We start from the raw sequence: 20,976 nt of genomic DNA, 5'->3' as shown, positions 1-20,976 counted from the left end.
TTACTTCTGAGCGCGCTTATAAGAGGACTCGATTTCCTCTTTTGCCGCAGCTGCGTCGCCCCAACCTTCAACTTTAACCCACTTGCCCTTTTCGAGTTCTTTGTAACGCTCAAAAAAGTGCGTGATTTGTGCACGAAGAAGCTCTGGAAGGTCATCGATGTCCTGCACATGATCGTACTCTTTGGTCAGCTTACTGACAGGTACCGCGATGACTTTAGCGTCTTCACCTGACTCGTCGCTCATTTTAAGCACGCCCACTGGACGACATTTAATCACTGAGCCTGCTTGCAGTGGGTAAGGTGTAGGAACAAGCACGTCAACAGGGTCACCATCGAGAGACAAGGTATGGTTCACAAAACCATAGTTGCATGGGTAGAACATTGGCGTCGCCATGAAACGGTCAACCCAAAGGGCGCCAGTGTCTTTATCGACTTCATATTTAATCGGATCTGCGTTTGCAGGGATCTCAATGATTACATTGACTTCATCTGGAAGATTTTTACCCGCAGGTACGTTACCTAAGCTCATAATTATTCCTACATCAAAAAAGTGATTAACTCGTGAATTATATCGTTTGTCGCTGTCGGAGCAAGGGCTTAAACCACTGCCTTAGCCATGTTTCTTATGATACTCAACACATTCTTGTACTTCATTCGAGGAGCCCATGACAACAGCAACCCGTTGATGAATATGTTCTGGCTCAATATCTAAAATAGGCATATAACCATTACTTGCTGCACCCATCGCTTTTTCGACAATCATTGCCATAGGCGCTGCTTCATACATTAAACGTAGCTTGTAAGGCTTTTCTGGGTTGCGAGCATCCCAAGGATAAGTGAACAAGCCACCGCGTGTAACTAAACGATGGACATCAGAAACCATAGCGGCGTTCCAACGCATATTAAAATTCTTTTGTCGTGGCCCTTCTTCGCCGAGCAGTAAATGCTCAACATATTCGCGTACCGCAGTGCTCCAATGACGTTGATTAGACATATTGATTGCAAATTCTTGCGTGTCTGCTGGAATCGTCGCGGTTTCCTTTGTCAGTAAAAATTCCCCTACGGTTTGGTCAAGAGTATATGTACGAACATGGGTGCCTGTCGTCATCACCAACATTGTCGAGGGGCCATAAAGAACGTACCCAGCTGCGACTTGATTACGCCCTTTCTGCAAGAACATGGACTCATCATTGGATGGATTTTCTGGTTTAGGTAGCACCGAGAAAATCGTGCCCACAGTGCCATTGATATCAATGTTGGAACTTCCATCAAGCGGATCAAAAGCAACTAAGTATTCGCCAGAATTAGGGCTCAATACAATGCTGTCTTCTTCTTCGGAAGCAATGGCATGTACGCGAGGAGACTCAAGTAATAAAGTTTTGAGTAGTTGGTTAGCGACGACGTCGAGCTTCTTTTGTGTTTCACCTTGAATGTTTTCATCCAATGTTGAGCCCAATACCCCGGCGAGGGCGCCTTGATGTAACCGAAAAGAGATCTCTTTAGCAGCAATTTGTATGGTATTAAGAACTGAAATCAGTCCTTCAGGTGCATTATCAGCACGGAGCGTTGGAAGCAGGCGTTTCATGTCGTTCCATTCCCTTTTTTTCGTGACAGGTGTATGGACGCGTATCGTACATTAATTCTGCGCAAAAATCCTGTTGATTGTGCGCGTGAGTGATACACTTAGCGTTTTATTTTAGCTCGAAAAATGACTATGCATATTCACATTATTGGTATCTGTGGCACATTCATGGGCGGTATCGCCCGTTTAGCAACCGAACTGGGTCATCAGGTTACAGGTTCTGACCATCAGGTGTATCCACCGATGAGTGACCAATTAAGTGCGCTGGGGATAGACCTGAAAGAGGGCTATAATGCAGATAACTTGGATAAAGCGGTCGACTTAGTCATTATTGGTAACGCTCTGAGCCGCGGCAATCCTGAAGTTGAAGCGGTACTGAACCAGAAACTTAGTTATTGTTCCGGCGCTCAGTGGTTGCATGACAATGTTTTGGGTCAGCGTTGGGTGCTCGCTGTTTCTGGGACGCATGGTAAAACCACAACAGCCAGTATGCTTACTTGGATTCTGCAAGCAAATGGCTATCAGCCTGGCTTTTTGATTGGTGGCGTACCCGGTAACTTTGATGTGAGTGCAGCGCTGGGTAAAAGCAACTTTTTTGTTATTGAGGCGGATGAATACGATACCGCATTCTTTGATAAGCGATCTAAATTTGTTCATTATTCACCGAACACGCTGGTTATCAACAACCTTGAGTTTGATCACGCTGACATTTTCGACACGTTAGCTGATATTCAAAAGCAGTTTGCCCATTTATTACGAATTGTTCCTGGAAATGGGCAAGTTATCATTCCCGATCAGGCTGACGCCATCGAACAGGTCGTTCAAAAAGGCTGCTGGAGTGAAGTAGTCCGCGCTGGGAAAGACTGGCAGTACCGTGCGAGTTCAGCAGATGCTTCGTCCTTCGTTGTGTGCCGCGATAACAACGAAGTCGTCGTTAAGTTACCACTGGTGGGCACCCATAATATGCAGAATGCCGTGATGGCAATGATCGCGGCTTTCCATGTTGGCGTATTACCGCAACAAGCAGCAGAGGCTTTAGCAACATTTAAAGCCCCCAAACGCCGGCTGGAACTACTGCTCGAACACCGCGGAATAAGAGTGTTTGACGATTTCGCTCATCACCCTACGGCAATCAAAACTACAGTCGAAGCGCTAAAAAGCAGTCAAGCAGGACGGTTGGTAGTATTGCTTGAGCCTCGTTCAAACACGATGAAAAGGGGAGTTCATAAAGATGCATTGGCAACCGCACTTGCCGATGCGGATAGTATTAAAATATTTGCTCCTGAGTCGATTGAGTGGGATATCGCTAGCGCGGTACCTAGAGCACACGTTTATAGTACGACAGAAGCGATGTTAAAACAGACTGTAGAGGATTTAGAGTCAGGCGACACGATTGTTATAATGAGCAATGGTGGGTTCGAAGGTATGCAGAAGCGTTTAGTTAGCGCGTTGCAAGAAAACTAATCACAGGTTAGATGATTTATAATGAAAGCTGATGATAATCGCATTACCGTGGCAATAACGGGTGCATCGGGTGCCCCTTATGCTATTCGTTTGATAGAATGTCTTATACGACAAAAACAACAAATCTATCTACTTGTATCAAGCGCGGCTCGTGTGGTGATGGCCACTGAGCATCAGGTCAATTTATCCGCCGCGCCCGAAAAAATGCAGCAACAATGGGTCGAATTGCTTGCAAAACGCGGTGTTGAAGTTGCGCCAAAGCAATTACAAGTGTTTGGTAAAGAAGAGTGGTTCTCGCCGGTCGCCTCGGGCTCTGCCGCACCGAAGCGTATGATCATTTGCCCTTGCTCAACAAGCACGCTTTCATCGGTTGCGCTAGGTAGCAGTAATACCTTGATAGAGAGAGCGGCCGATGTGGTTCTAAAGGAGCAAGGCCAACTTATTGTCGTGCTTCGCGAAACGCCACTTTCGGCAATCCACTTGCGTCATATGCTGCAGTTAAGTGAGCTGGGAGTCACTGTAATGCCCGCTGCACCGGGTTTTTACCACCAACCTCAGAGTATCGACGACTTAATCGACTTCATGGTCGCGCGGATGCTGGACCACTTAGGTCTTGAGCAATCGTTGATGCAGCGCTGGGGTTATGGAAAGGAGTAAATTTTAGTAATGACTAATGCATTAGAAATTAAAGGGTTGAGAAAGGTTTACAAGGGAGGTTTTGAAGCGCTTAAGGGTATCGACCTAACGGTTCAGGAAGGCGACTTTTATGCGTTACTAGGGCCTAATGGCGCTGGTAAATCAACAACGATTGGCGTGATCTCAAGCCTTGTCAATAAGACCGAAGGTAAGATAACGGTATTTGGTTATGACCTCGATACACAGCTCGCTGACCTGAAAAGACAAATTGGTCTCGTACCGCAAGAATTTAACTTTAATCAGTTTGAAACAGTGCGTCAGATCGTTGTTAACCAAGCGGGTTATTATGGCGTGCCACGTAAGCTGGCGCACCAACGCTCGGAGAAGTACCTCAAACAATTGGGTCTCTGGGATAAGCGAGATCAGCCTGCACGTGCCCTCTCAGGTGGTATGAAGCGTCGTTTGATGATCGCGCGCGCTTTACTGCATGAGCCTAAGCTGCTCATCTTAGACGAGCCGACAGCAGGCGTCGATATTGAGCTACGGCGCTCGATGTGGGACTACCTCACGCAAATCAATAAAGAAGGCATTACCATCATTTTAACGACTCACTATTTAGAGGAAGCTGAGATGTTATGTCGTAATATTGGCATCATCGATGCGGGTCGTATTGTGGAGAATACCTCTATCAAGAAGCTGCTCACTCAATTAAGTCGTGAAACCTTTATTCTAGATTTGGCAGAGGGTCACAAAGACATCTCAATCGATGGTTTCGACAGTCGCTGGAGCGACGATAACACCCTCGAAGTTGATGTCGAGAAAGACGCTGGCTTGAATAACGTATTTGAGCAGCTGAGCGGGCAAGGCGCGAAGGTCTTATCGATGAGAAACAAGGCCAACCGTCTCGAAGAGTTATTTGTTCATATGGTTGAGAACGGCCGAAAACAAGAGGAGAGTAGTCAATGAGTAACGCATCGGCCAATATCATAGCGCTAAAAACAATTTGGATAAAAGAGTGCACGCGTTTTCTGCGTATTTGGGTGCAAACTTTAGTGCCGCCCGCAATTACCATGACCCTCTATTTTGTTATCTTCGGTAGTATCGTGGGTGAGCGTATTGGCACCATGAGTGGTGTGACTTATATGGAGTTTATCGTACCAGGTCTCATCATGATGTCGGTGATTACTAACTCCTATTCAAACGTAGCGTCGTCATTTTTTAGTGCAAAGTTTCAACGCAACATTGAAGAAATGCTGGTTTCGCCGGTACCGACGTGGGCCATTATTCTCGGTTATGTTGGTGGTGGCATGGCACGTGCAATGATCGTGGCGGTCATTGTGACATTCGTTTCCTTTATGTTTGTCGATATTAGCATCGCCCACATCGGGTATGTCATTCTGACCGTGGTATTAACCTCAACGCTATTTGCTCTAGGTGGTTTACTCAATGGTGTATTCGGTAAGACATTTGACGACATATCTATCGTACCGACTTTCGTTTTAACACCGCTAACTTATCTCGGTGGTGTGTTTTACTCGGTATCATTGCTACCTGAGTTCTGGCAGAACGTGTCGATGGCAAACCCAATCTTATATATGGTAAATGGATTCCGCTATGGCTTTTTAGGTCAGTCAGATGTGGGTATTGCGACTGCCATGTGGGTTTTAATTGCTTTTAACGTGGTGTTTTTCTCAGGTGCCTATTACTTGCTAGAAAAAGGTAAGGGAATTCGTTCGTGAACCAAGAAGCACGCCCAGTACACTCGAACCAAACAGGTCCTCATGAAGATACCCTGAGTGTCGCTCGTCGGCACTGGGGATCGGAGTTTTTAAAGCCCATACAGGCTCACAACCAAGCCGCATTCGATGCGGTACATGAGCGCGTGCAAGCATGGCAGGGACCGATTATTTTAGACTCGTGCTGCGGTGTCGGTGAGAGTACCGCTAAGTTGGCAGAACAATATCCTGACGCATTGGTCGTGGGTGTCGATAAATCGAGTCACCGATTAGATAAACATGACTTTTACGAGGGCTCATCGCGAGGACAGCGTTACTATCTGGTGAGAGCAGATTTACTCGATTTCTGGCGTTTGGTTGCGGCAGCTGAGTGGCCCATTGAGTTGCATACGATTCTATACCCGAATCCATGGCCCAAGCAGGCGCATTTATCTCGTCGTTGGCATGGCTCACCTGTTTGGCCAGCGGTTGTGAAAATAGGCGGTCAGTTACAGGTGCGTTCTAATTGGAGTACCTACTTGCTCGAAGTAGCACAAGCGCTGACGCTCAATCAGGTGGATGCGTCGGTTAATTGTCTCGCCATTAATCCTGAGCAGGCAATGACACCTTTTGAGCGTAAATATTTAGCCAGTGGACAGGCACTATGGCGGTTAACCGCTGATTTAACGACTGCGGTTACTGCAGTTGAGAATGTGGACAGGTAAGCATATGAATGACGCGGACGATAAGTCATACGCAGAAGTAAACCAAGAGTCGTTGTATCGGATTTTTACGCTACCCGAGGCGCCCGACTCAACGCTGAGCCGAATTGAGAAAGATTTGTCTGAAAACCTCTTAGGTTTCCTTGGCGATCATATCGTGGCAAAAGAAAAGCCATTACAAGATATCGAACGCGACTTTGAGAAAGCGTCGATTCCAGAAGATCCTCAGTTTGTTTCCGACCATACCGAGTTTTTATTGGAGAAGTTAGTAGCACACTCAGTACATACAGCTTCACCGAAGTTTATCGGCCATATGACGTCGGCACTACCCTACTTTTTGATGCCGCTCGCGAAATTGATGGTTGGTCTCAATCAAAACCTTGTCAAAATTGAAACCTCCAAAGCGTTTACACCGCTTGAGCGTAATGTCATTGGTATGCTGCACCACTTGGTTTATCAACGCGAGTCATCGTTTTACAACCGTTGGATGCACAGTGCACAACACTCACTCGGCGCATTTTGTTCGGGCGGAACTGTGGCGAACATGACCGCGCTTTGGGTTGCGCGCAACCAACTGTTAAAGCCGGATGGTGATTTTGCAGGGATAGCCGCAGAAGGCTTAGCTGCGGGACTGGCGCATTATAATTACAAACGTTTGGTGGTATTAGTTTCGGAACGAGGGCATTACTCGTTGAGCAAGGCCGCTGATGTGTTAGGTATTGGTCGTAAGAATTTAGTGGCCGTTGCGACCGATGCTAATAACCGAATTAAGATTGATGCGTTGCGACAGGCCTGTCAGGACGTACGTGAACAAGGCGGCGAAGTGCTGTCGATAGTAGGCGTCGCGGGAACCACAGAGACTGGGCATATAGACCCATTGGCTGACATGGCTGATATTGCTGAGCAATTAGGTATTCACTTTCATGTCGATGCGGCCTGGGGTGGTGCGACGTTATTGTCCAACGATTATCGACATTTATTAAGTGGCATAGAGCGCGCTGATAGTGTCACCATTGATGCGCATAAGCAAATGTATGTACCCATGGGCGCGGGCTTGGTGCTGTTTAAGGACCCTGCAATGGTTAAGGCGATTGAGCATCATGCCGAATACATTATCCGTCAGGGTTCGAAAGATTTGGGCTCTCACACCATGGAGGGTTCACGGCCGGGTATGGCGATGATGGTGTTCTCAGCGATGCATGTGATCGGACGCCGTGGTTATGAACTGCTAATAAATAATAGCCTCGAAAAGGCACGCTATTTCTCTCGTTTGATTGCTGAGCAAGATGACTTCGAGGTGATCACAGAGCCTGAGTTGTGTTTATTGACTTATCGCTTTGTACCTAAACGCGTGAAGCAAGCGCTAACAGAGGCAAATGCGGAGCAGGTGGAGCGCCTAACTCCGCACTTGAACGCACTCACTCGGTATATTCAGAAGCGTCAACGTGAAAGTGGACGCTCGTTTGTATCCCGCACAAAGCTGACGCCTGAGCATTATCACCGTGTGCCGACGGTTGTATTCAGGGTCGTATTGGCGAACCCGCTAACCACCCATGAGATGCTAGGTGAAATTATTGCGGAGCAGCGCGAAATTGCCGAGAAAGCGACGAGTCTACGAGGTGCGCTGCACACTGAGATGCGCGAGTTAGGTTTGATTCGCGACGCGTAAGTTATCAATTAAGCGCGTGCTGCCGAGTTTGGCAGCCGCCAACACCACCCACTCCGCGGCGTCGTCAGAGGCCACCGTCAGATCGTGAGCATTACGCACTTCAAAATAGTCGACAGCAAAACCATGTTGGGAAAGTTGTTGGCTTGCTTGTCGGCATAACGACGTTGCCTGAGAGGCATTATTTAAGTGTTGCTTAACCCAACACAGTTGTTGATAAATAAGGCTCGCCTGCTCACGTTGAGAACTCGATAAGTAACCATTACGTGAGCTCATCGCCAACCCCGAACCTTCACGTTGTATGGGTGCACCGACAACCTGAACGGGTAAAGAAAGGTCGTTCGCCATTAAACGAATCACTTGCAGTTGCTGAAAATCTTTCTCACCAAATACCGCAACGTCGGGTTGTGCCATGTTAAATAGCTTACATACGATCGTTGCTACGCCGGTAAAGTGTCCGGGCCGGCTGGCACCGCATAATATATCGCTGATGCCGGGAACCTCGACGCGTGTTTGTTGCTCGAGTCCGCGGGGATAAACCTCACTGACAGTTGGAGTGAATACCGCGTGCGCACCGGCATCACTTAACAGACGACAGTCTTGCTCCAACGTCCGTGGATAGCTATCAAGATCTTCGCCTGCTCCAAATTGCATGGGATTCACAAAAATACTGACTACGACCTTATCAGCCAGCGTTTGTGCCTTTTTGACTAGGCTTAAGTGACCCTCATGCAAATTGCCCATAGTCGGCACTAAAGCGACAGGATGGGTTTGTTCTGAACGCCACTGGCGCATACTTTTCAAGTTTTTAAGCACTAACATAACTAACCCTCGTAGCTATGTTTTAATTCAGGGAACTGACCCGACTTGACTTGTTGGCTGAACTCTCGAAAAGCAGCGGCTATTCCATCACCCTCAGCTAAAAAATTCTTAGCGAACTTTGGTAAGTACTCACTGTTCATACCGAGCATGTCATGCATGACTAAGATCTGACCGTCTGTATCGGGGCCCGCGCCAATGCCAATAGTGGGAATGGAGAGCGCTTCGGTGACGCGCTTGCCTAAAGAATTGGGAATACACTCCAGTACGAGTAATTGTGCGCCGGCAGCTTCGAGCTGTTTTGCTTGTTCAATCAGCTGCACTGCTTGCGCCTCTTGTTTACCTTGTACCCGGTAACCACCTAGCACATTGACGGATTGGGGAAGTAAACCAAGATGTGCGCAGACAGGGATACCGCGCTGGGTGAGTGCTTTAACCGAATCAACGAGCCAGTCACCACCCTCAAGCTTCACCATGTTGGCGCCTGCCTGCATAAGCTGAGCTGCATTTTTTAAAGTATCGGTTAGCGTGCCATAGCTCATAAACGGCAAATCACTCATGATAAACGCATCAGGTGCGCCACGACGAACACATTCGGTGTGATAAGTCATATCCGTCATCGTGACGGGTACCGTGGATGAACGGCCTTGCACAACATTGCCGAGTGAGTCGCCGACGAGAATACAATCAACGCCTTGCTCAGCCATCAATTTGGCAAAGCTTGCATCGTATGCCGTAAGAGAGGCGATTTTCTCGCCTTGTTGTTTCTTTTTTTGCAGCTTGGCAATGGTCATCGCAGCCATAGGACTATCCTTTACTGAGCAAAGTCATGAGTTCAGAGCGTGAGCATAACACGGTAAGCGGTTCATCAGTAAGCATCGCAAGTTGCTGCAATACAGAATGATTATTCGGCAGCTCGAGGTGCGGAGCAAATTCAGCTAACGGCTGTAGCACGAAGCCGCGGTCATATAACCCCGGGTGCGGTAATTTGAGCGCTTCAGTATCGCAGCGAATGTCATCGAATAGCAGTAAGTCGAGGTCGAGCGTTCGTTCGCCCCAGTGACGAATTCTTTGTCGCCCAAATTCATCTTCGATTCGATGGAGCAACGCCAATAGTTGCTCGGCCGTTAAATCATGGCATTCGACTTGGCAAACCGCATTAACGTAGTCGGGCTGGTCTTGCGGCCCCATGGGTTTGGATTGATAAAGCGAGGATACATTGACCACATTGAGGTGCGTTGATTGGTTAATATGCAACAACGCCTGTTTGAGCTGTTGCGCTGGCTCGCCCAAATTGGCGCCCAGCGCAATGTATACATCACTCATTGCTCTCAGAGCCTTTGGGCTTCTTGCGCGCACGAGGACGCCGGCGGCGTTTAGGTCCTGAGCGACCAGGCTTGTTGCCAATGACTTTGTTGGGTGCTTTCTGTGCCTTAGTCCAGAATTGACTGAGTTCAATTAGTGCATCAGAGCCCTCAATTTCAGCTCGTAACATAAGGAAGTCGTAGGCCGCGCGGAACTTTTTGTGTTCCAGTACTTTCATCGCTTTACCACCGCGCGTACTTTGCAAGCGCAACTGCAGTTGCCAAATATCGCGCACAGGGAGTGAAAAGCGCTTAGGTAAAGCGACGGTTTGGCATTGCCGATCGATCACATCGGCAGATGCAATATTAAGCGCGTCCATCGGCGGCAGCCCAGATTCAACCTCTAACTGTGAGCGTCGCGCTTCCATCGGATACCATAGCATCACAGCCAATAAATACGCCGGTGTCACGCGTTGCTCGTTATTAACACGTTTATCAGTGTCAGAAAGTGCACGCTGAATCAGTGCTACGGCAGGCGACTGTTCATCTTTTAAGTAGGTTTTTAGCACAGGGAACATCTGTTGGAACAAGTTGTGTTGCACCATCATTTCAAAGTTCGCACTGGCTTTCCCTGACATGAACATCTTAAGGAATTCGTCAAACAACCTCGCAGGTGGGATGTTCCTGAGAAGCGATGCCATCTCGTTAATCGGCTCTTGCACCTGCTTATCCATTTGCATATTAAGCTTAGTGGCAAATCGAATAGCTCTCAGCATGCGCACAGGGTCTTCGCGGTAGCGTTGCTCAGGGTCGCCGATTAGTCGCAAAATACCGGCATCTAAGTCTTTTTTGCCTCCGGCAAAGTCGTAGATGCAGAAGTCAGCAATATTGTAGTACATGGCATTAACCGTGAAATCGCGTCGTTCGGCATCTTCTTCGATTGACCCGTAAACATTGTCACGTACCAAAAAGCCTTTCTCATCGGTCTTAGCGATAGGTTGCTTACGTGCATGAGAGGTTGCTTCATCATTGTCTTCTTTGTGATGACCGCGGAAAGTAGCGACTTCAATGATATCCCGACCAAATACGATATGTGCCAAGCGAAATCGTCTGCCGATGAGGCGACAATTGCGAAACAGCTTTTTGACCTGCTCAGGTGTTGCGTTGGTCGTGACATCGAAATCTTTCGGTTGAATACCGAGCAGCAGATCACGTACACATCCGCCCACTAAATAGGCCTCAAAGCCTGAGTTGTGAAGCCGATATAAAACTTTAAGGGCGTTATCGCTTATGTTTTTACGAGATATTGGATGCTGATCGCGAGTCAGCTTAGTTAGCTGTGGTAAACGGCTATTAGATGGCTTTTTAAAGCTCGACATCGCTCGTTCAGCTAGCTTTTTGAATTGCTTGATAATGACTATTCTCCGCTTTACGTCTGCACGCTCAGATAATTGCGCGCGTATTGTACCTTTATTATACGATCATTTGCCACTGTGATTGCCATTGTTGAGTGGCGGCTTTCAAAACTGATTCGACATTATCATAATCTTTGGCTTCTCCTAGAGAGAGCGACAGCACCTTGGCTGCGGCGATGAGGTTATCTACTGCGTGCGCCTCATCAACCGCTGGCGCATGGTTTTGTTTACTCAGTTTTCGTCCATGGCTATCAGTAACTAAAGGTAGGTGAAGCCAGCGTGGCGTCGTTCCTCCGAGCGTTTGCCATAGAGTCGCCTGCCAAAAGCTGGGGATTAATAAATCCGAACCTCTTACAATATCGGTGATGCCTTGCTCTAGGTCATCGACAACGACAGCCAATTGGTAAGCAAATAAACCATCACGACGGCGCAGAATAAAATCTTCTCGGGCAAACTCAACTTCCGCTTGGACGTGTTGGTGACGCCGGTCAAATAAGTGAGTTTTCGCGTTGTCATTCTTGAAGCGGATCGCATAAGGCGTTGGGCGTGGTTGCCGTGTTCGGCAATGCCCATTGTAATACGCACCCTGGGTACGTATTTGTTTGCGGCTACAATCGCAGGCATACGTATGCGCTACGAGCGTATCAAGTACACGCGTATAGATTTCGTCCCGCTGACTTTGGTAAATAACTGTCTCGTCCCAGTGTAGGCCATGGGCATCCAGTTGTTTAAGTATCTGAGTGTCGGCGTTCGGGACAGCGCGGGTTTTGTCGACATCTTCGATGCGCACCAGCCATTGGCCGTGGTGGGCACGCGCATCTAAGAAACTGCCCAGTGCTGCAACGAGTGAGCCAAAGTGTAAGGGGCCCGATGGGGTCGGTGCGAACCGACCCCGATAGCTATTAGACGACTGCAGCTGAATCGGCTTACGCACCGGTCATCTGTTTTTCTTTAATCTCTGCAAGTGTTTTGCAGTCGACACAAAGGTCGGCTGTTGGACGTGCTTCTAAGCGACGGATACCGATCTCGATACCGCATGAATCACAAAATCCGAAGTCATCTTCCTCGATTTTTTGCAGAGTCTTCTCAATCTTTTTGATGAGCTTGCGTTCACGGTCGCGCGTACGCAACTCAATACTGAACTCTTCCTCTTGCGCGGCTCTATCAACCGGATCCGGGAAGTTTGCAGCTTCATCTTTCATGTGGTGAACCGTACGGTCCACTTCCTGACGTAATTGGCGGCGCCATTCTTCTAGAATTTTGCGAAAGTGAGCTAACTGCTCATCATTCATGTATTCTTCGCCCGGCTTCTCTTGGTACGGCTCTAGCCCGGCAAGCGCCAGGATGCCATGCGTTTTCTTCTTGCCCTCTGGCATCATGGTTCTCCTACAGTTAATTCGCTGCTCTTAAATTAAACAAGCTGAAAAAAAGGACGCTACATATAGCAGAAAGGCCACCCTAAGGCAACGCCTTTTCGTACTTTTTGAGTACTCATACAGCCTGTATTATTCGTTACTCAGCATGACAGGTAATACACCGTTAGCTCGTATACCTTGCTCATTGATATCGGTGTTCAATGCATAAAACTCGACGCCTTTTTGCGCTGCATTAATACAGGCGTTTGCATAGTTTGGATCGATATGGGCGGCAGGTTTTATCTGAGCAGCGCCTGAGTGCATACACACGTATAACATGACAGCGCGATGACCCTGTTCGCACATGTGTTCGAGTTCTTGCACGTGCTTTATTGCTCGAGCGCTCACCGTGTCGGGGAAATAACCACATTGTTGCTCCACCAGGGTGACACTTTTGACTTCGACGTAACATCGGTTGCCGTCAGCAGATGTACCGAGCCAATCGATACGACTGTTTTGCTCGCCATAACGTTGTTCGGCAAGCCACTCATTGAAGTCAGCAAGCTCGGTGACAAGACCCCGCTTTAAAGCCTCACCGGCGACCTGATTTGCGCGTTGAGTATTGATGACAATCCAGTCACCGGAAAAGTTTTGCGCCAACTCCCAAGTCTTTGCATATTTGCGCTTGGGATTATCTGATACACTACACCATACTTTGTAGCCTGGTTCCGCGCAGCCTGTCATGGCGCCGGTATTGGGGCAATGAACTGTTTCGATACTTTGGGGTTGTGTAGTAAATTCGATATCCGCTAAAAATCGCTTATATCGTTGGCGTAAGATGCCCACTTCAAGTGGCGTATTAAATTGCATGACCGTCCTCATAACCCTAAAGTAAAACATCGACAAATTAATGGGAGATGATTCTGATGTCTAGTTCAGTCAATGTTTTTCTAACTTTAGATAAACCCGCGGCGTTTCTAAAGCAGTCGGTTTTAGTGAGTCACTCCGACCAAGGTGTCAACATTCATATTGGTTCTGACAGCGTTGAAAACTTACGAAAAATTCAAAAAGCGGGTCGTCACCTCGATAGCCAAGGCTACGCTTCGGTTGAATTAGCTGGCGCCGGTTGGGATATCGAGAGTCAGTGGGCATTCTATCAAGGTTTCAACTCAACCATGTCAGACAATGCGGTGGCTTGGAACGAAACCGACCAAGGTGTCGCTAGTCAGCTTGATGATATGCGAGCGGCCAATCAATTTACCCGCGAGTTGGTGAACTTGTCGGCAGAAGAAATCTATCCGTTGAGCTTAGCCGAGCGTGTTAGTGAACACTTAAAAAGTGTCGCGCCTGAACATGTCAGCGCGCGTTTTATTGTCGGCGATGAGCTGAAAAATGAAGGTTGGATGGGCATTTATACGGTCGGTCGTGCGAGTCAACATGCGCCCGTGCTGGCTGTCATCGATTACAACCCGACCGGCGACGACAACGCACCTGTAGATTATGCGCTCGTGGGCAAAGGCATTACGTATGACTCGGGCGGCTATAGTATCAAGCCGAGTGAAGGTATGTTGAGCATGAAGTGCGATATGGGGGGCGCTGCAACGTTAGCCGGTGCGCTTTCAACGGCCATTCGTCGTGGCCTCAACAAACGCGTTAAATTGTTCCTCTGTTGCGCAGAAAATATGATCAGTGGCAAAGCTTACAAGCTGGGCGATATCATTACTTATAAAAATGGTCTTCGTGTCGAAGTTGTGAATACCGATGCGGAGGGACGACTCGTGCTTGCCGATGGCTTGATGGCCGCAGGTGAAGCAGGTGCTAAACAGGTAATAGATGCCGCGACGTTGACTGGTGCCGCGCAAATGGCGGTGGGCAATGAGTTTAATGCGGTGTTTAGTATTGATGAACAGGCAGCGGCTCGCGCGCTGAACTGCGCAGCTCAAGAGAACGAGCTATTATGGCGTTTGCCTTTAGCAACATGGCACATGGAAAATACGCCTTCGCCTTTTGCCGACTGTGCTAATAGTCGTCCGCAAAAAGGTGGCGGTGCAGGTGGTGCGAGTAATGCGGCAGGCTTCTTACTGCGTTTCGCACCGAATGATGGACACGGTTGGTTGCACTTCGACTTGGCTGGCGCATATCAGAAGTCGTCAACCCCCATGTGGGCTGCGGGTGCGACAGCGATGGGCGCGCGCACGATTGCTGCTACGCTATTAGCTGATTAATAGGTGGTAAATAAGACGTCGTGTTAAACCTACCGATTGATGCAATTAAGCAACCTTTACTCGAGCGCTGTCCAGGCGCTCGAGTTGTTATAGAAGCGCCACCGGGAGCGGGGAAATCGACGGCTTTACCCTTACATTTATTGGCTTCTAATTCACTTCATGGGAATGATGAAGGGCTCATTGTTCTTCTACAGCCGCGACGAGTAGCGGCCTTGTCGATAGCACATTTTTTGGCGCAACAACTCAATGAACCCGTTGGTAAATCGGTAGGCTATAGTATTCGCGGCGACTCTAAACGGAGCCGCGAAACACGTCTAATGGTTATTACCGAGGGTGTATTTACACGTTGGCTACAGCAGGACCCAGAGCTTAAGAATGTCTGCACAGTGATCTTCGATGAGTTTCATGAGCGCAATATTCAAAGTGACTTAAGTCTCGCCTTAGTATTAGATTTGCTGCCATTACGCCCCGAGCTTAATCTACTGTTAATGTCGGCGACACTGCCGGGAGAAGCGCTGAAACGCTGGTTGAGTGATACCACAGCTGAGTATTTTGAGTTGCTAACGGTTGACGTAAAGCGCTTCGAACTCGATATTCAATATCGTCCTCCCTCTCGTATTGAGCGTTGGCTGGAAGAGAGCGTGTCTGTCATTGCGGAAGCTTTTCATCAAGCACGTAAAGGAGTGTTAGTGTTCTTGCCCGGAATGCGTGAGATCAAGTATGTTGAGCAGCGTATACAGGAAATACTAATAGGTGAGGATGTGTCTATTTTGCATGGTAGTCTAGCCGCCGATTTGCAACAGCGGGTTATTCGTTCGGGCGCAAGCAAACGCGTTGTTCTAACTACCAATATTGCTGAGACGTCACTCACGATTGATGGCATTGATACTGTGGTTGATACGGGACGAGAGCGACAGTCAGTGTATCAGCCTCAATATCGAGATAGTATTCTCACGACGGCCATGATCGCCAAATCCAATAGCGAGCAGCGAGCTGGTCGTGCTGCGCGGCAGCAGCCAGGCAGAGCCTACCGATTATGGAGTCGAGATACTCAGCAACGTCTAGCAGCGTTTAGCCCACCCGATGTAGCCACTCAAGAGTTAACTGATTTAGTTGCCCAAGTTAAAGCATGGGGAACAGAAGTAGATGAGCTCAATTGGTTTACTCCACCGAACGACGCGTTGGTCGAGGCTGCCAAAGAAACGCTGGCTGATATGGGGGTGTTGAAAGAACAACGATTAACGCCGATCGGACGGGAAGTCGTAGGCTTTGGGGCCGATATCAGACTGGCGTGCATTGCTTTACACGCACGAAACAATTTGACCGAAGCGAAGCAAAGAGCGCTCGCACAATGGTTAGCGACGTATGAACAAGCTGATAAACGTTACAGTGATAACAATGATATCGTCTCTACTCAACAGCACGCGCGCACCATGTCACACGGAACCATGTGGTGGAAACGCTTTGCGTATTGGTGCCAAGTTTTTGCAATCGATACGCAAGGACCGACGCAGTTTGAGGGTATTGAAGACGCCGTATTATTTGGGTTTGCTGATCGCATTGCGTGTCAAGATAGCGTTGATGAGGCGCAATTGATAAGCGGTGCGCGTATTTACAATGTAGAACACTCGCTCACAAATCGACACAGCACAGCCTACTTTATTGTTACTCAACTCAGCTTAAATGAAAAGCAACGGCATAATCGGTTGGTGGGTTATTTACCTATCGACAGACACTCGCTACTTGGTCATCCGGCGGTTCGTTTGGTCGAACGAGTTACTTACAATTGGACTAAAGATGGCGAGCGGCTCATTAAAGTCAGTGAACAGGTGTGTGGAGCCCTGATTTTTGATAGCCACCAAGAACCCGCCGAGTTAACAAATGAGGCGCTAACTGATGCGTTGACTCATTGGTTGCGGGCTGAAGGTCTTAAGGCCGTAGGCTGGAACGCGACCACCGATGGATTATTAGCCAGACTACAATTTTTATATCGCGCACGACCTGAACTGTTCAATATCGTCCCACACGAAGCTGAGCTGCTTGAGCACTTATCCGATTGGGCATTGCCGTATTGGCATGGCATGAAGAGCTTAAGACAATTAAGGATATGGCAACCGAATGAGGCGTTACTCAATACCTTGACTTACGATGGACAGCAATTATTGCACACAGAGTGCCCAACGCACTGGTTGGCTCCGAGTGGTCGACGCGTAGTCATTGATTATCCAAGTGGTACCGAAGCTGAGCGTTCGCCTAAGGTTGCAATAAAATTGCAAGAAGCTTTTGGGGAAGTTGCATCACCTACCGTGCTCAATGGACAAGTCGCGATTGCCTTAGATTTGCTCTCACCGGCCGGTCGTTTACTGCAACGAACACATGATTTAGCCTCGTTTTGGCGCTCTGGCTATCAGGAGGTTAAAAAGGAGATGCGCGGACGGTATCCCAAGCATCCATGGCCTGATGATCCGACGCAAGCGATTGCGACTGTTAAAACTAAGCGACAACTGAATGACAAGTAAACCTTGGTTAAACTACATTATTAAAACCGGCCTAAAGCTGGGGCTAATTGTGGTCGTTATTGCGACCTTCTACTTGATCTATCTGGATGCCACGCTCACACGAGTATTTGCTAATCAGCGCTATCAAGCACCGGCGCTTGTGTATGCGGCGGAGAAAACACTTCGTGTGGGCGACTCGATGAGTCAGCGGCAAGTGATTGATGTACTTGAACGCTTAAGCTACCAGCGCAGCGGCTCAACCGAGGCAACGGGTTATTTCTCGGTCTCAGGTGACAGGCTTATGGTGCATCGGCGACCTTTTGACTTTGCAGACGGCCCGAAAATGTCACAACGCGTTGAACTGAATTTTCACCGTGAAAAAATTGCAACAATCGTGAGTTGGCCCGATGGGCGCCAACTCGACAGTATTCAACTCGAGCCTCAGTTAATTGGGCGAATTAACTCGCTTAGCAATGAAGATCGCTTGTTGGTGGGTTTAGAGATGATTCCCAGCTTGATGACTGAGACATTGCTGTTGGTAGAGGACAAAAACTTTTACCATCACTCAGGCGTATCGCCGCTCTCGGTATTGCGTGCATTGGTTGCGAACATCCGTGCAGGACGGACAGTGCAGGGCGGTAGCACGCTGACCCAACAGCTTGTTAAGAACCTTTATCTTACGCGCGACCAAACATTATGGCGTAAATTTCACGAAGCGATGATGTCATTAGTGATAGATTATCGCTTTGATAAAAATACAATTTTAGAAACCTACTTCAATGAAGTGTACTTTGGACAAGACGGACGCCATGCAATCCACGGTGTTGGCCTTGCTAGCCAGTACTATTTTGGCCGTCAAGTACAGGAGCTCACAGCTGATCAGGTCGCGATGCTGATAGCGATGGTTAAAGGACCATCCTATTATGATCCGCGGCGGTACCCGGAGCGCGTACGAGAGCGCCGAGATTTAGTACTAAGATTAATGTACGAAAACAATTTGTTGTCTAAGTCTGACTTTATCGCTGCGATTGAGACAGATATCAAAGTTCGCGCTTCACGTCGATTAGTAGAAGATAGCTTTCCGCATTACCTCGAACGCGTAAAAGAAGAGCTCAGTCGAATCAAATTACCACCTAATTGGCAGGAAAACGGACTGAAAATTTTTACTGCATTGGATATTGAAGCTCAGCATCAGGCCGAACGAGTGATGGCGGATGGCGTTCCTGGAAGGGATATTAAGGATTTAGAGGGCGCGTTTGTCGTTAGCGATTACCGCAACGGCACGTTAGTGGCTTTAGTCGGAGGACGCAATGCTAATCAAGTGGGCTTTAATCGCGCGATTAAGGCCCTACGACCCATAGGCTCATTGATCAAACCGATTATTTACGCGACTGCGATGAGCGAATCTGAATCCATGGGTCTTAACAGTCATGTGGTAGATGAAGCCGTTACACTGAGCGATGAACGAGGCAAGCCATGGAAGCCACAAAACTACGATAGTGAGTTTTGGGGCGACATGACGATCTACGATGCATTAGTCTATTCACGTAACTTGCCCGCAGTTCGTATTGGCTTGCAAGTGGGCATTGAAACGCTGATCACGCAGCTCAGAAAGATGGGGGTGGTGACACCGATCCGAGACTATCCCTCGCTTACATTGGGCGCAGTTGAAATGTCACCGCTCGCGGTTTCACGCGTTTTCTCAAGTATTGCAAACGATGGTGTATTTCAGCCATTGAAAACCATCAACGCCATTACTACACATGATGGACTCCCTGTTTATGATAACCCTCAGCAAGTTAAAAAGCGCGTTTTGAGTGCTAAGGTTGCTTATCTGACCCGTTATGCGATGGCCGGAGTGGTGAGTAAGGGCACTGCACATGCCTTAGGTGAAGCGTTTCCAGGTACACCGATGGCCGGCAAAACTGGTACAACCAATGATTACAAAGACAGCTGGTTTGTATCGATAGATGGACGCTATGTGGTGACCGCTTGGCTTGGCACTGACGATAATCAAACGACATGGCTAAGCGGCAGTTCAGGCGCATTACCAATGGTGTCACGCTTCTATCAGCAGGTGAAACCAGAGCCGTTATCGTTGATACCCGTTGAAGGACTCACGTTTCAGAGTTTCCATAAGGAACAAGGGACTCGAATTCCGGATAGTTGCCAGCAAGCGGTGATTTTACCAGCACCGCCGACACCGCTTACCAACAATATGAATTGTGACGCTCAAGTAGAAGAGAAAAGCTGGCTCGAGCGTCTATTTGGTGGTTAAGCTGGGAGTTCGCTGAATGCGATCTTAGCGGCTGCCAACGTGTCTTCAATATCCTGCTCAGAATGAGCGGCAGACATAAAGCCACCCTCAAAAGCTGACGGAGCGAGGTACACACCTTGCTTAAGCATGCTGTGATAAAACGCTTTAAAGTGGGCCATATTGCATTCAGTCGCCTGCTTATACGAAGTGACTTGTTTCTCTTTAGTGAAGAAGAAACCAAACATCGAACCCGCGCGGTTAGTGGTAAACGGGATACCCGCTTCGTCTGCGAGTTGTTGCATGCCATCGAGTAATTGGTCAACACGCGCGTACAATTGCTCGTAAAGTCCTTCCTGACTCAATTGCGAGAGCGCGGCCAGACCTGCTGACATGGCAACTGGATTGCCTGACAACGTACCTGCCTGATAGACCGGCCCCGTTGGCGCGATGTGGTCCATAACTTCTTTTTTACCACCGAAAGCACCGACAGGCATGCCACCACCAATGACTTTACCTAAGGTAGTTAGATCGGGCGTTACGTTGTAACGCTCTTGTGCGCCACCTGGGGCTGCGCGGAAGCCACTCATAACCTCATCAAAAATAAGTACCGAGCTGTACTCGTCACAAATATCGCGTAAGCCCTCTAAAAAGCCAGGCACTGGTGGAATACAGTTCATATTACCGGCGACAGGCTCAACAATAATACAAGCGATTTGGTCGCCATATTGAGCAAAAATATCCTTAACCGAGTCAATATTATTGTACTCTACCGTGAGCGTGTGCTTTGCGAAATCCTCTGGGATGCCCGGTGAATTTGGGACGCCTAGTGTCAGCGCACCTGAGCCCGCTTTCACAAGGAGTGCATCGGCGTGGCCGTGGTAGTTACCTTCAAACTTGAGGATTTTATCGCGACCCGTATAACCGCGCGCCAAACGAATCGCTGTCATGGTTGCCTCGGTGCCAGAGTTCACCATGCGTACTTTCTCGATGGAGGGTACTAGCTCGCGGATCTTCTCCGCCATGGTGATTTCTACTTCAGTCGGTGTTCCAAAGCTTAAACCACGTTGCGCTGCCGTGATGGTGGCGTCTAATACGACTTGATTATTATGGCCTAGGATCATCGGACCCCAAGACCCCACGTAATCAATATAGCGCTGACCATCGGCGTCAAACATATATGCACCATCGGCGCGTTCAATAAAAATAGGGCTGCCGCCCACACCGTTAAATGCTCGCACAGGCGAGTTAACGCCACCTGGGATACTGATTTGTGCTTGCGTAAATAATTGTTCTGAACGACTCATGAACAGTTCCTTAAA

General features: G+C 48.4%; 19 protein-coding genes. 9 read left to right on the top strand and 10 right to left on the bottom strand.

Translation table 11 applies throughout. The features are described from left to right. Together ppa and B2X00_RS08290 are read right to left on the bottom strand one after the other, a co-directional pair. Positions 1-528, bottom strand: a complete 528-nt coding sequence (ppa, locus tag B2X00_RS08295) for an inorganic diphosphatase (RefSeq protein WP_290487116.1) — start codon at positions 526-528, stop codon at positions 1-3. An 81-nt stretch (positions 529-609) separates the two neighbouring features. Then, a complete protein-coding gene (locus B2X00_RS08290; RefSeq protein ID WP_290487115.1) occupies positions 610-1,584 on the bottom strand; it encodes a class 1 fructose-bisphosphatase in 975 nt (324 codons plus the stop codon). Between the two features lie 129 nt (positions 1,585-1,713). On the opposite strand from B2X00_RS08290, the gene mpl reads away from it, so the two are divergent. From mpl to panP, 6 genes are read left to right on the top strand one after another with little or no spacing between them, the layout of a single operon-like run. Next, positions 1,714-3,045, top strand: coding sequence for a UDP-N-acetylmuramate:L-alanyl-gamma-D-glutamyl-meso-diaminopimelate ligase (gene mpl, locus B2X00_RS08285; protein ID WP_290487130.1), 1,332 nt, complete (start codon positions 1,714-1,716; stop codon positions 3,043-3,045). Between the two features lie 21 nt (positions 3,046-3,066). Next, positions 3,067-3,702, top strand: a complete 636-nt coding sequence (locus tag B2X00_RS08280; RefSeq protein ID WP_290487114.1) for a flavin prenyltransferase UbiX — start codon at positions 3,067-3,069, stop codon at positions 3,700-3,702. A 9-nt stretch (positions 3,703-3,711) separates the two neighbouring features. Beyond that, the gene (locus B2X00_RS08275; protein ID WP_290487113.1) at positions 3,712-4,647 is read left to right on the top strand and encodes an ABC transporter ATP-binding protein; all 936 of its coding nucleotides are present in this window, start codon (positions 3,712-3,714) and stop codon (positions 4,645-4,647) included. Then, the gene (locus B2X00_RS08270; RefSeq protein WP_006954316.1) at positions 4,644-5,420 is read left to right on the top strand and encodes an ABC transporter permease; all 777 of its coding nucleotides are present in this window, start codon (positions 4,644-4,646) and stop codon (positions 5,418-5,420) included. The genes B2X00_RS08275 and B2X00_RS08270 overlap by 4 nt, the downstream gene beginning before the upstream one ends. Further along, entirely contained in the window at positions 5,417-6,121 is a 705-nt protein-coding gene (gene trmB / locus B2X00_RS08265; RefSeq protein ID WP_290487112.1) for a tRNA (guanine(46)-N(7))-methyltransferase TrmB, read from the top strand. Before B2X00_RS08270 ends, trmB begins: the two co-directional genes overlap by 4 nt. Positions 6,122-6,125: 4 nt before the next feature. Continuing rightward, positions 6,126-7,787 carry a pyridoxal-dependent aspartate 1-decarboxylase PanP gene (gene panP, locus B2X00_RS08260; protein ID WP_290487111.1) on the top strand — a complete coding sequence of 554 codons (1,662 nt, stop codon included), beginning with the start codon at positions 6,126-6,128 and terminating at the stop codon, positions 7,785-7,787. On the opposite strand, the gene panC is transcribed toward panP, so the two are convergent. The 7 genes from panC to sfsA all read right to left on the bottom strand — a co-directional run bounded on the left by panC (position 7,764) and on the right by sfsA (position 13,547). Then, positions 7,764-8,606, bottom strand: a complete 843-nt coding sequence (gene panC / locus B2X00_RS08255) for a pantoate--beta-alanine ligase (RefSeq protein ID WP_290487110.1) — start codon at positions 8,604-8,606, stop codon at positions 7,764-7,766. The genes panP and panC overlap by 24 nt on opposite strands. A 2-nt stretch (positions 8,607-8,608) precedes the next feature. Then, positions 8,609-9,406 (bottom strand): 3-methyl-2-oxobutanoate hydroxymethyltransferase, encoded by a 798-nt coding sequence (gene panB, locus B2X00_RS08250; RefSeq protein WP_290487109.1) that lies wholly within the window; start codon positions 9,404-9,406, stop codon positions 8,609-8,611. A 4-nt stretch (positions 9,407-9,410) separates the two neighbouring features. Next, positions 9,411-9,929, bottom strand: coding sequence for a 2-amino-4-hydroxy-6-hydroxymethyldihydropteridine diphosphokinase (gene folK, locus B2X00_RS08245; RefSeq protein ID WP_290487108.1), 519 nt, complete (start codon positions 9,927-9,929; stop codon positions 9,411-9,413). Then, the gene (gene pcnB, locus B2X00_RS08240; protein WP_290487107.1) at positions 9,922-11,286 is read right to left on the bottom strand and encodes a polynucleotide adenylyltransferase PcnB; all 1,365 of its coding nucleotides are present in this window, start codon (positions 11,284-11,286) and stop codon (positions 9,922-9,924) included. The genes folK and pcnB overlap by 8 nt, the downstream gene beginning before the upstream one ends. 94 nt (positions 11,287-11,380) lie before the next feature. Next, on the bottom strand, positions 11,381-12,256 hold the full coding sequence (gene gluQRS / locus B2X00_RS08235) for a tRNA glutamyl-Q(34) synthetase GluQRS (RefSeq protein ID WP_290487106.1): 876 nt from the start codon (positions 12,254-12,256) through the stop codon (positions 11,381-11,383). Then, a complete protein-coding gene (gene dksA / locus B2X00_RS08230) occupies positions 12,249-12,698 on the bottom strand; it encodes an RNA polymerase-binding protein DksA (protein WP_006954308.1) in 450 nt (149 codons plus the stop codon). The genes gluQRS and dksA overlap by 8 nt, the downstream gene beginning before the upstream one ends. A gap of 129 nt (positions 12,699-12,827) precedes the next feature. After that, positions 12,828-13,547: a DNA/RNA nuclease SfsA gene (sfsA, locus tag B2X00_RS08225; protein WP_290487105.1), complete on the bottom strand. Its 720-nt coding sequence runs from the start codon at positions 13,545-13,547 to the stop codon at positions 12,828-12,830. A 56-nt stretch (positions 13,548-13,603) separates the two neighbouring features. Here sfsA and pepB point away from each other — a divergent pair, with 56 nt between their 5' ends. Genes pepB through mrcB form a run of 3 tightly spaced genes read left to right on the top strand, consistent with a single transcriptional unit; the run spans position 13,604 to position 19,678 of the window. Continuing rightward, a complete protein-coding gene (gene pepB, locus B2X00_RS08220; protein WP_290487104.1) occupies positions 13,604-14,902 on the top strand; it encodes an aminopeptidase PepB in 1,299 nt (432 codons plus the stop codon). Positions 14,903-14,922: 20 nt separating this feature from the next. After that, positions 14,923-17,421 (top strand): ATP-dependent helicase HrpB, encoded by a 2,499-nt coding sequence (gene hrpB / locus B2X00_RS08215; protein WP_290487103.1) that lies wholly within the window; start codon positions 14,923-14,925, stop codon positions 17,419-17,421. After that, positions 17,411-19,678, top strand: a complete 2,268-nt coding sequence (mrcB, locus tag B2X00_RS08210) for a penicillin-binding protein 1B (protein WP_290487102.1) — start codon at positions 17,411-17,413, stop codon at positions 19,676-19,678. The genes hrpB and mrcB overlap by 11 nt, the downstream gene beginning before the upstream one ends. Here mrcB and hemL read toward each other — a convergent pair. Continuing rightward, the gene (gene hemL, locus B2X00_RS08205) at positions 19,675-20,961 is read right to left on the bottom strand and encodes a glutamate-1-semialdehyde 2,1-aminomutase (protein WP_290487101.1); all 1,287 of its coding nucleotides are present in this window, start codon (positions 20,959-20,961) and stop codon (positions 19,675-19,677) included. The genes mrcB and hemL overlap by 4 nt on opposite strands. Positions 20,962-20,976: the final 15 nt, after the last annotated feature.

Source organism: Idiomarina sp. UBA3162 (genome assembly GCF_002364475.1).
In the GTDB taxonomy this organism is placed as follows: Bacteria; Pseudomonadota; Gammaproteobacteria; order Enterobacterales; family Alteromonadaceae; genus Idiomarina.
Note: the sequence above shows the minus strand (reverse complement) of the source record. Positions and strands in the feature narration are given on the sequence as shown.

What these genes read in the sequence shown, in the direction of transcription:
- pcnB (WP_290487107.1), bottom strand. Translation starts at nt 11,286, where the DNA reads ATGTCGAGCTTTAAAAAGCCATCTAATAGCCGTTTACCACAGCTAACT.
- hemL (WP_290487101.1), bottom strand. Translation starts at nt 20,961, where the DNA reads ATGAGTCGTTCAGAACAATTATTTACGCAAGCACAAATCAGTATCCCA.
- sfsA (WP_290487105.1), bottom strand. Translation starts at nt 13,547, where the DNA reads ATGCAATTTAATACGCCACTTGAAGTGGGCATCTTACGCCAACGATAT.
- dksA (WP_006954308.1), bottom strand. Translation starts at nt 12,698, where the DNA reads ATGCCAGAGGGCAAGAAGAAAACGCATGGCATCCTGGCGCTTGCCGGG.
- ppa (WP_290487116.1), bottom strand. Translation starts at nt 528, where the DNA reads ATGAGCTTAGGTAACGTACCTGCGGGTAAAAATCTTCCAGATGAAGTC.
- panP (WP_290487111.1), top strand. Translation starts at nt 6,126, where the DNA reads ATGAATGACGCGGACGATAAGTCATACGCAGAAGTAAACCAAGAGTCG.
- panC (WP_290487110.1), bottom strand. Translation starts at nt 8,606, where the DNA reads ATGTTAGTGCTTAAAAACTTGAAAAGTATGCGCCAGTGGCGTTCAGAA.
- B2X00_RS08280 (WP_290487114.1), top strand. Translation starts at nt 3,067, where the DNA reads ATGAAAGCTGATGATAATCGCATTACCGTGGCAATAACGGGTGCATCG.
- B2X00_RS08270 (WP_006954316.1), top strand. Translation starts at nt 4,644, where the DNA reads ATGAGTAACGCATCGGCCAATATCATAGCGCTAAAAACAATTTGGATA.
- B2X00_RS08290 (WP_290487115.1), bottom strand. Translation starts at nt 1,584, where the DNA reads ATGAAACGCCTGCTTCCAACGCTCCGTGCTGATAATGCACCTGAAGGA.
- mpl (WP_290487130.1), top strand. Translation starts at nt 1,714, where the DNA reads ATGCATATTCACATTATTGGTATCTGTGGCACATTCATGGGCGGTATC.
- pepB (WP_290487104.1), top strand. Translation starts at nt 13,604, where the DNA reads ATGTCTAGTTCAGTCAATGTTTTTCTAACTTTAGATAAACCCGCGGCG.
- B2X00_RS08275 (WP_290487113.1), top strand. Translation starts at nt 3,712, where the DNA reads ATGACTAATGCATTAGAAATTAAAGGGTTGAGAAAGGTTTACAAGGGA.
- panB (WP_290487109.1), bottom strand. Translation starts at nt 9,406, where the DNA reads ATGGCTGCGATGACCATTGCCAAGCTGCAAAAAAAGAAACAACAAGGC.
- folK (WP_290487108.1), bottom strand. Translation starts at nt 9,929, where the DNA reads ATGAGTGATGTATACATTGCGCTGGGCGCCAATTTGGGCGAGCCAGCG.
- mrcB (WP_290487102.1), top strand. Translation starts at nt 17,411, where the DNA reads ATGACAAGTAAACCTTGGTTAAACTACATTATTAAAACCGGCCTAAAG.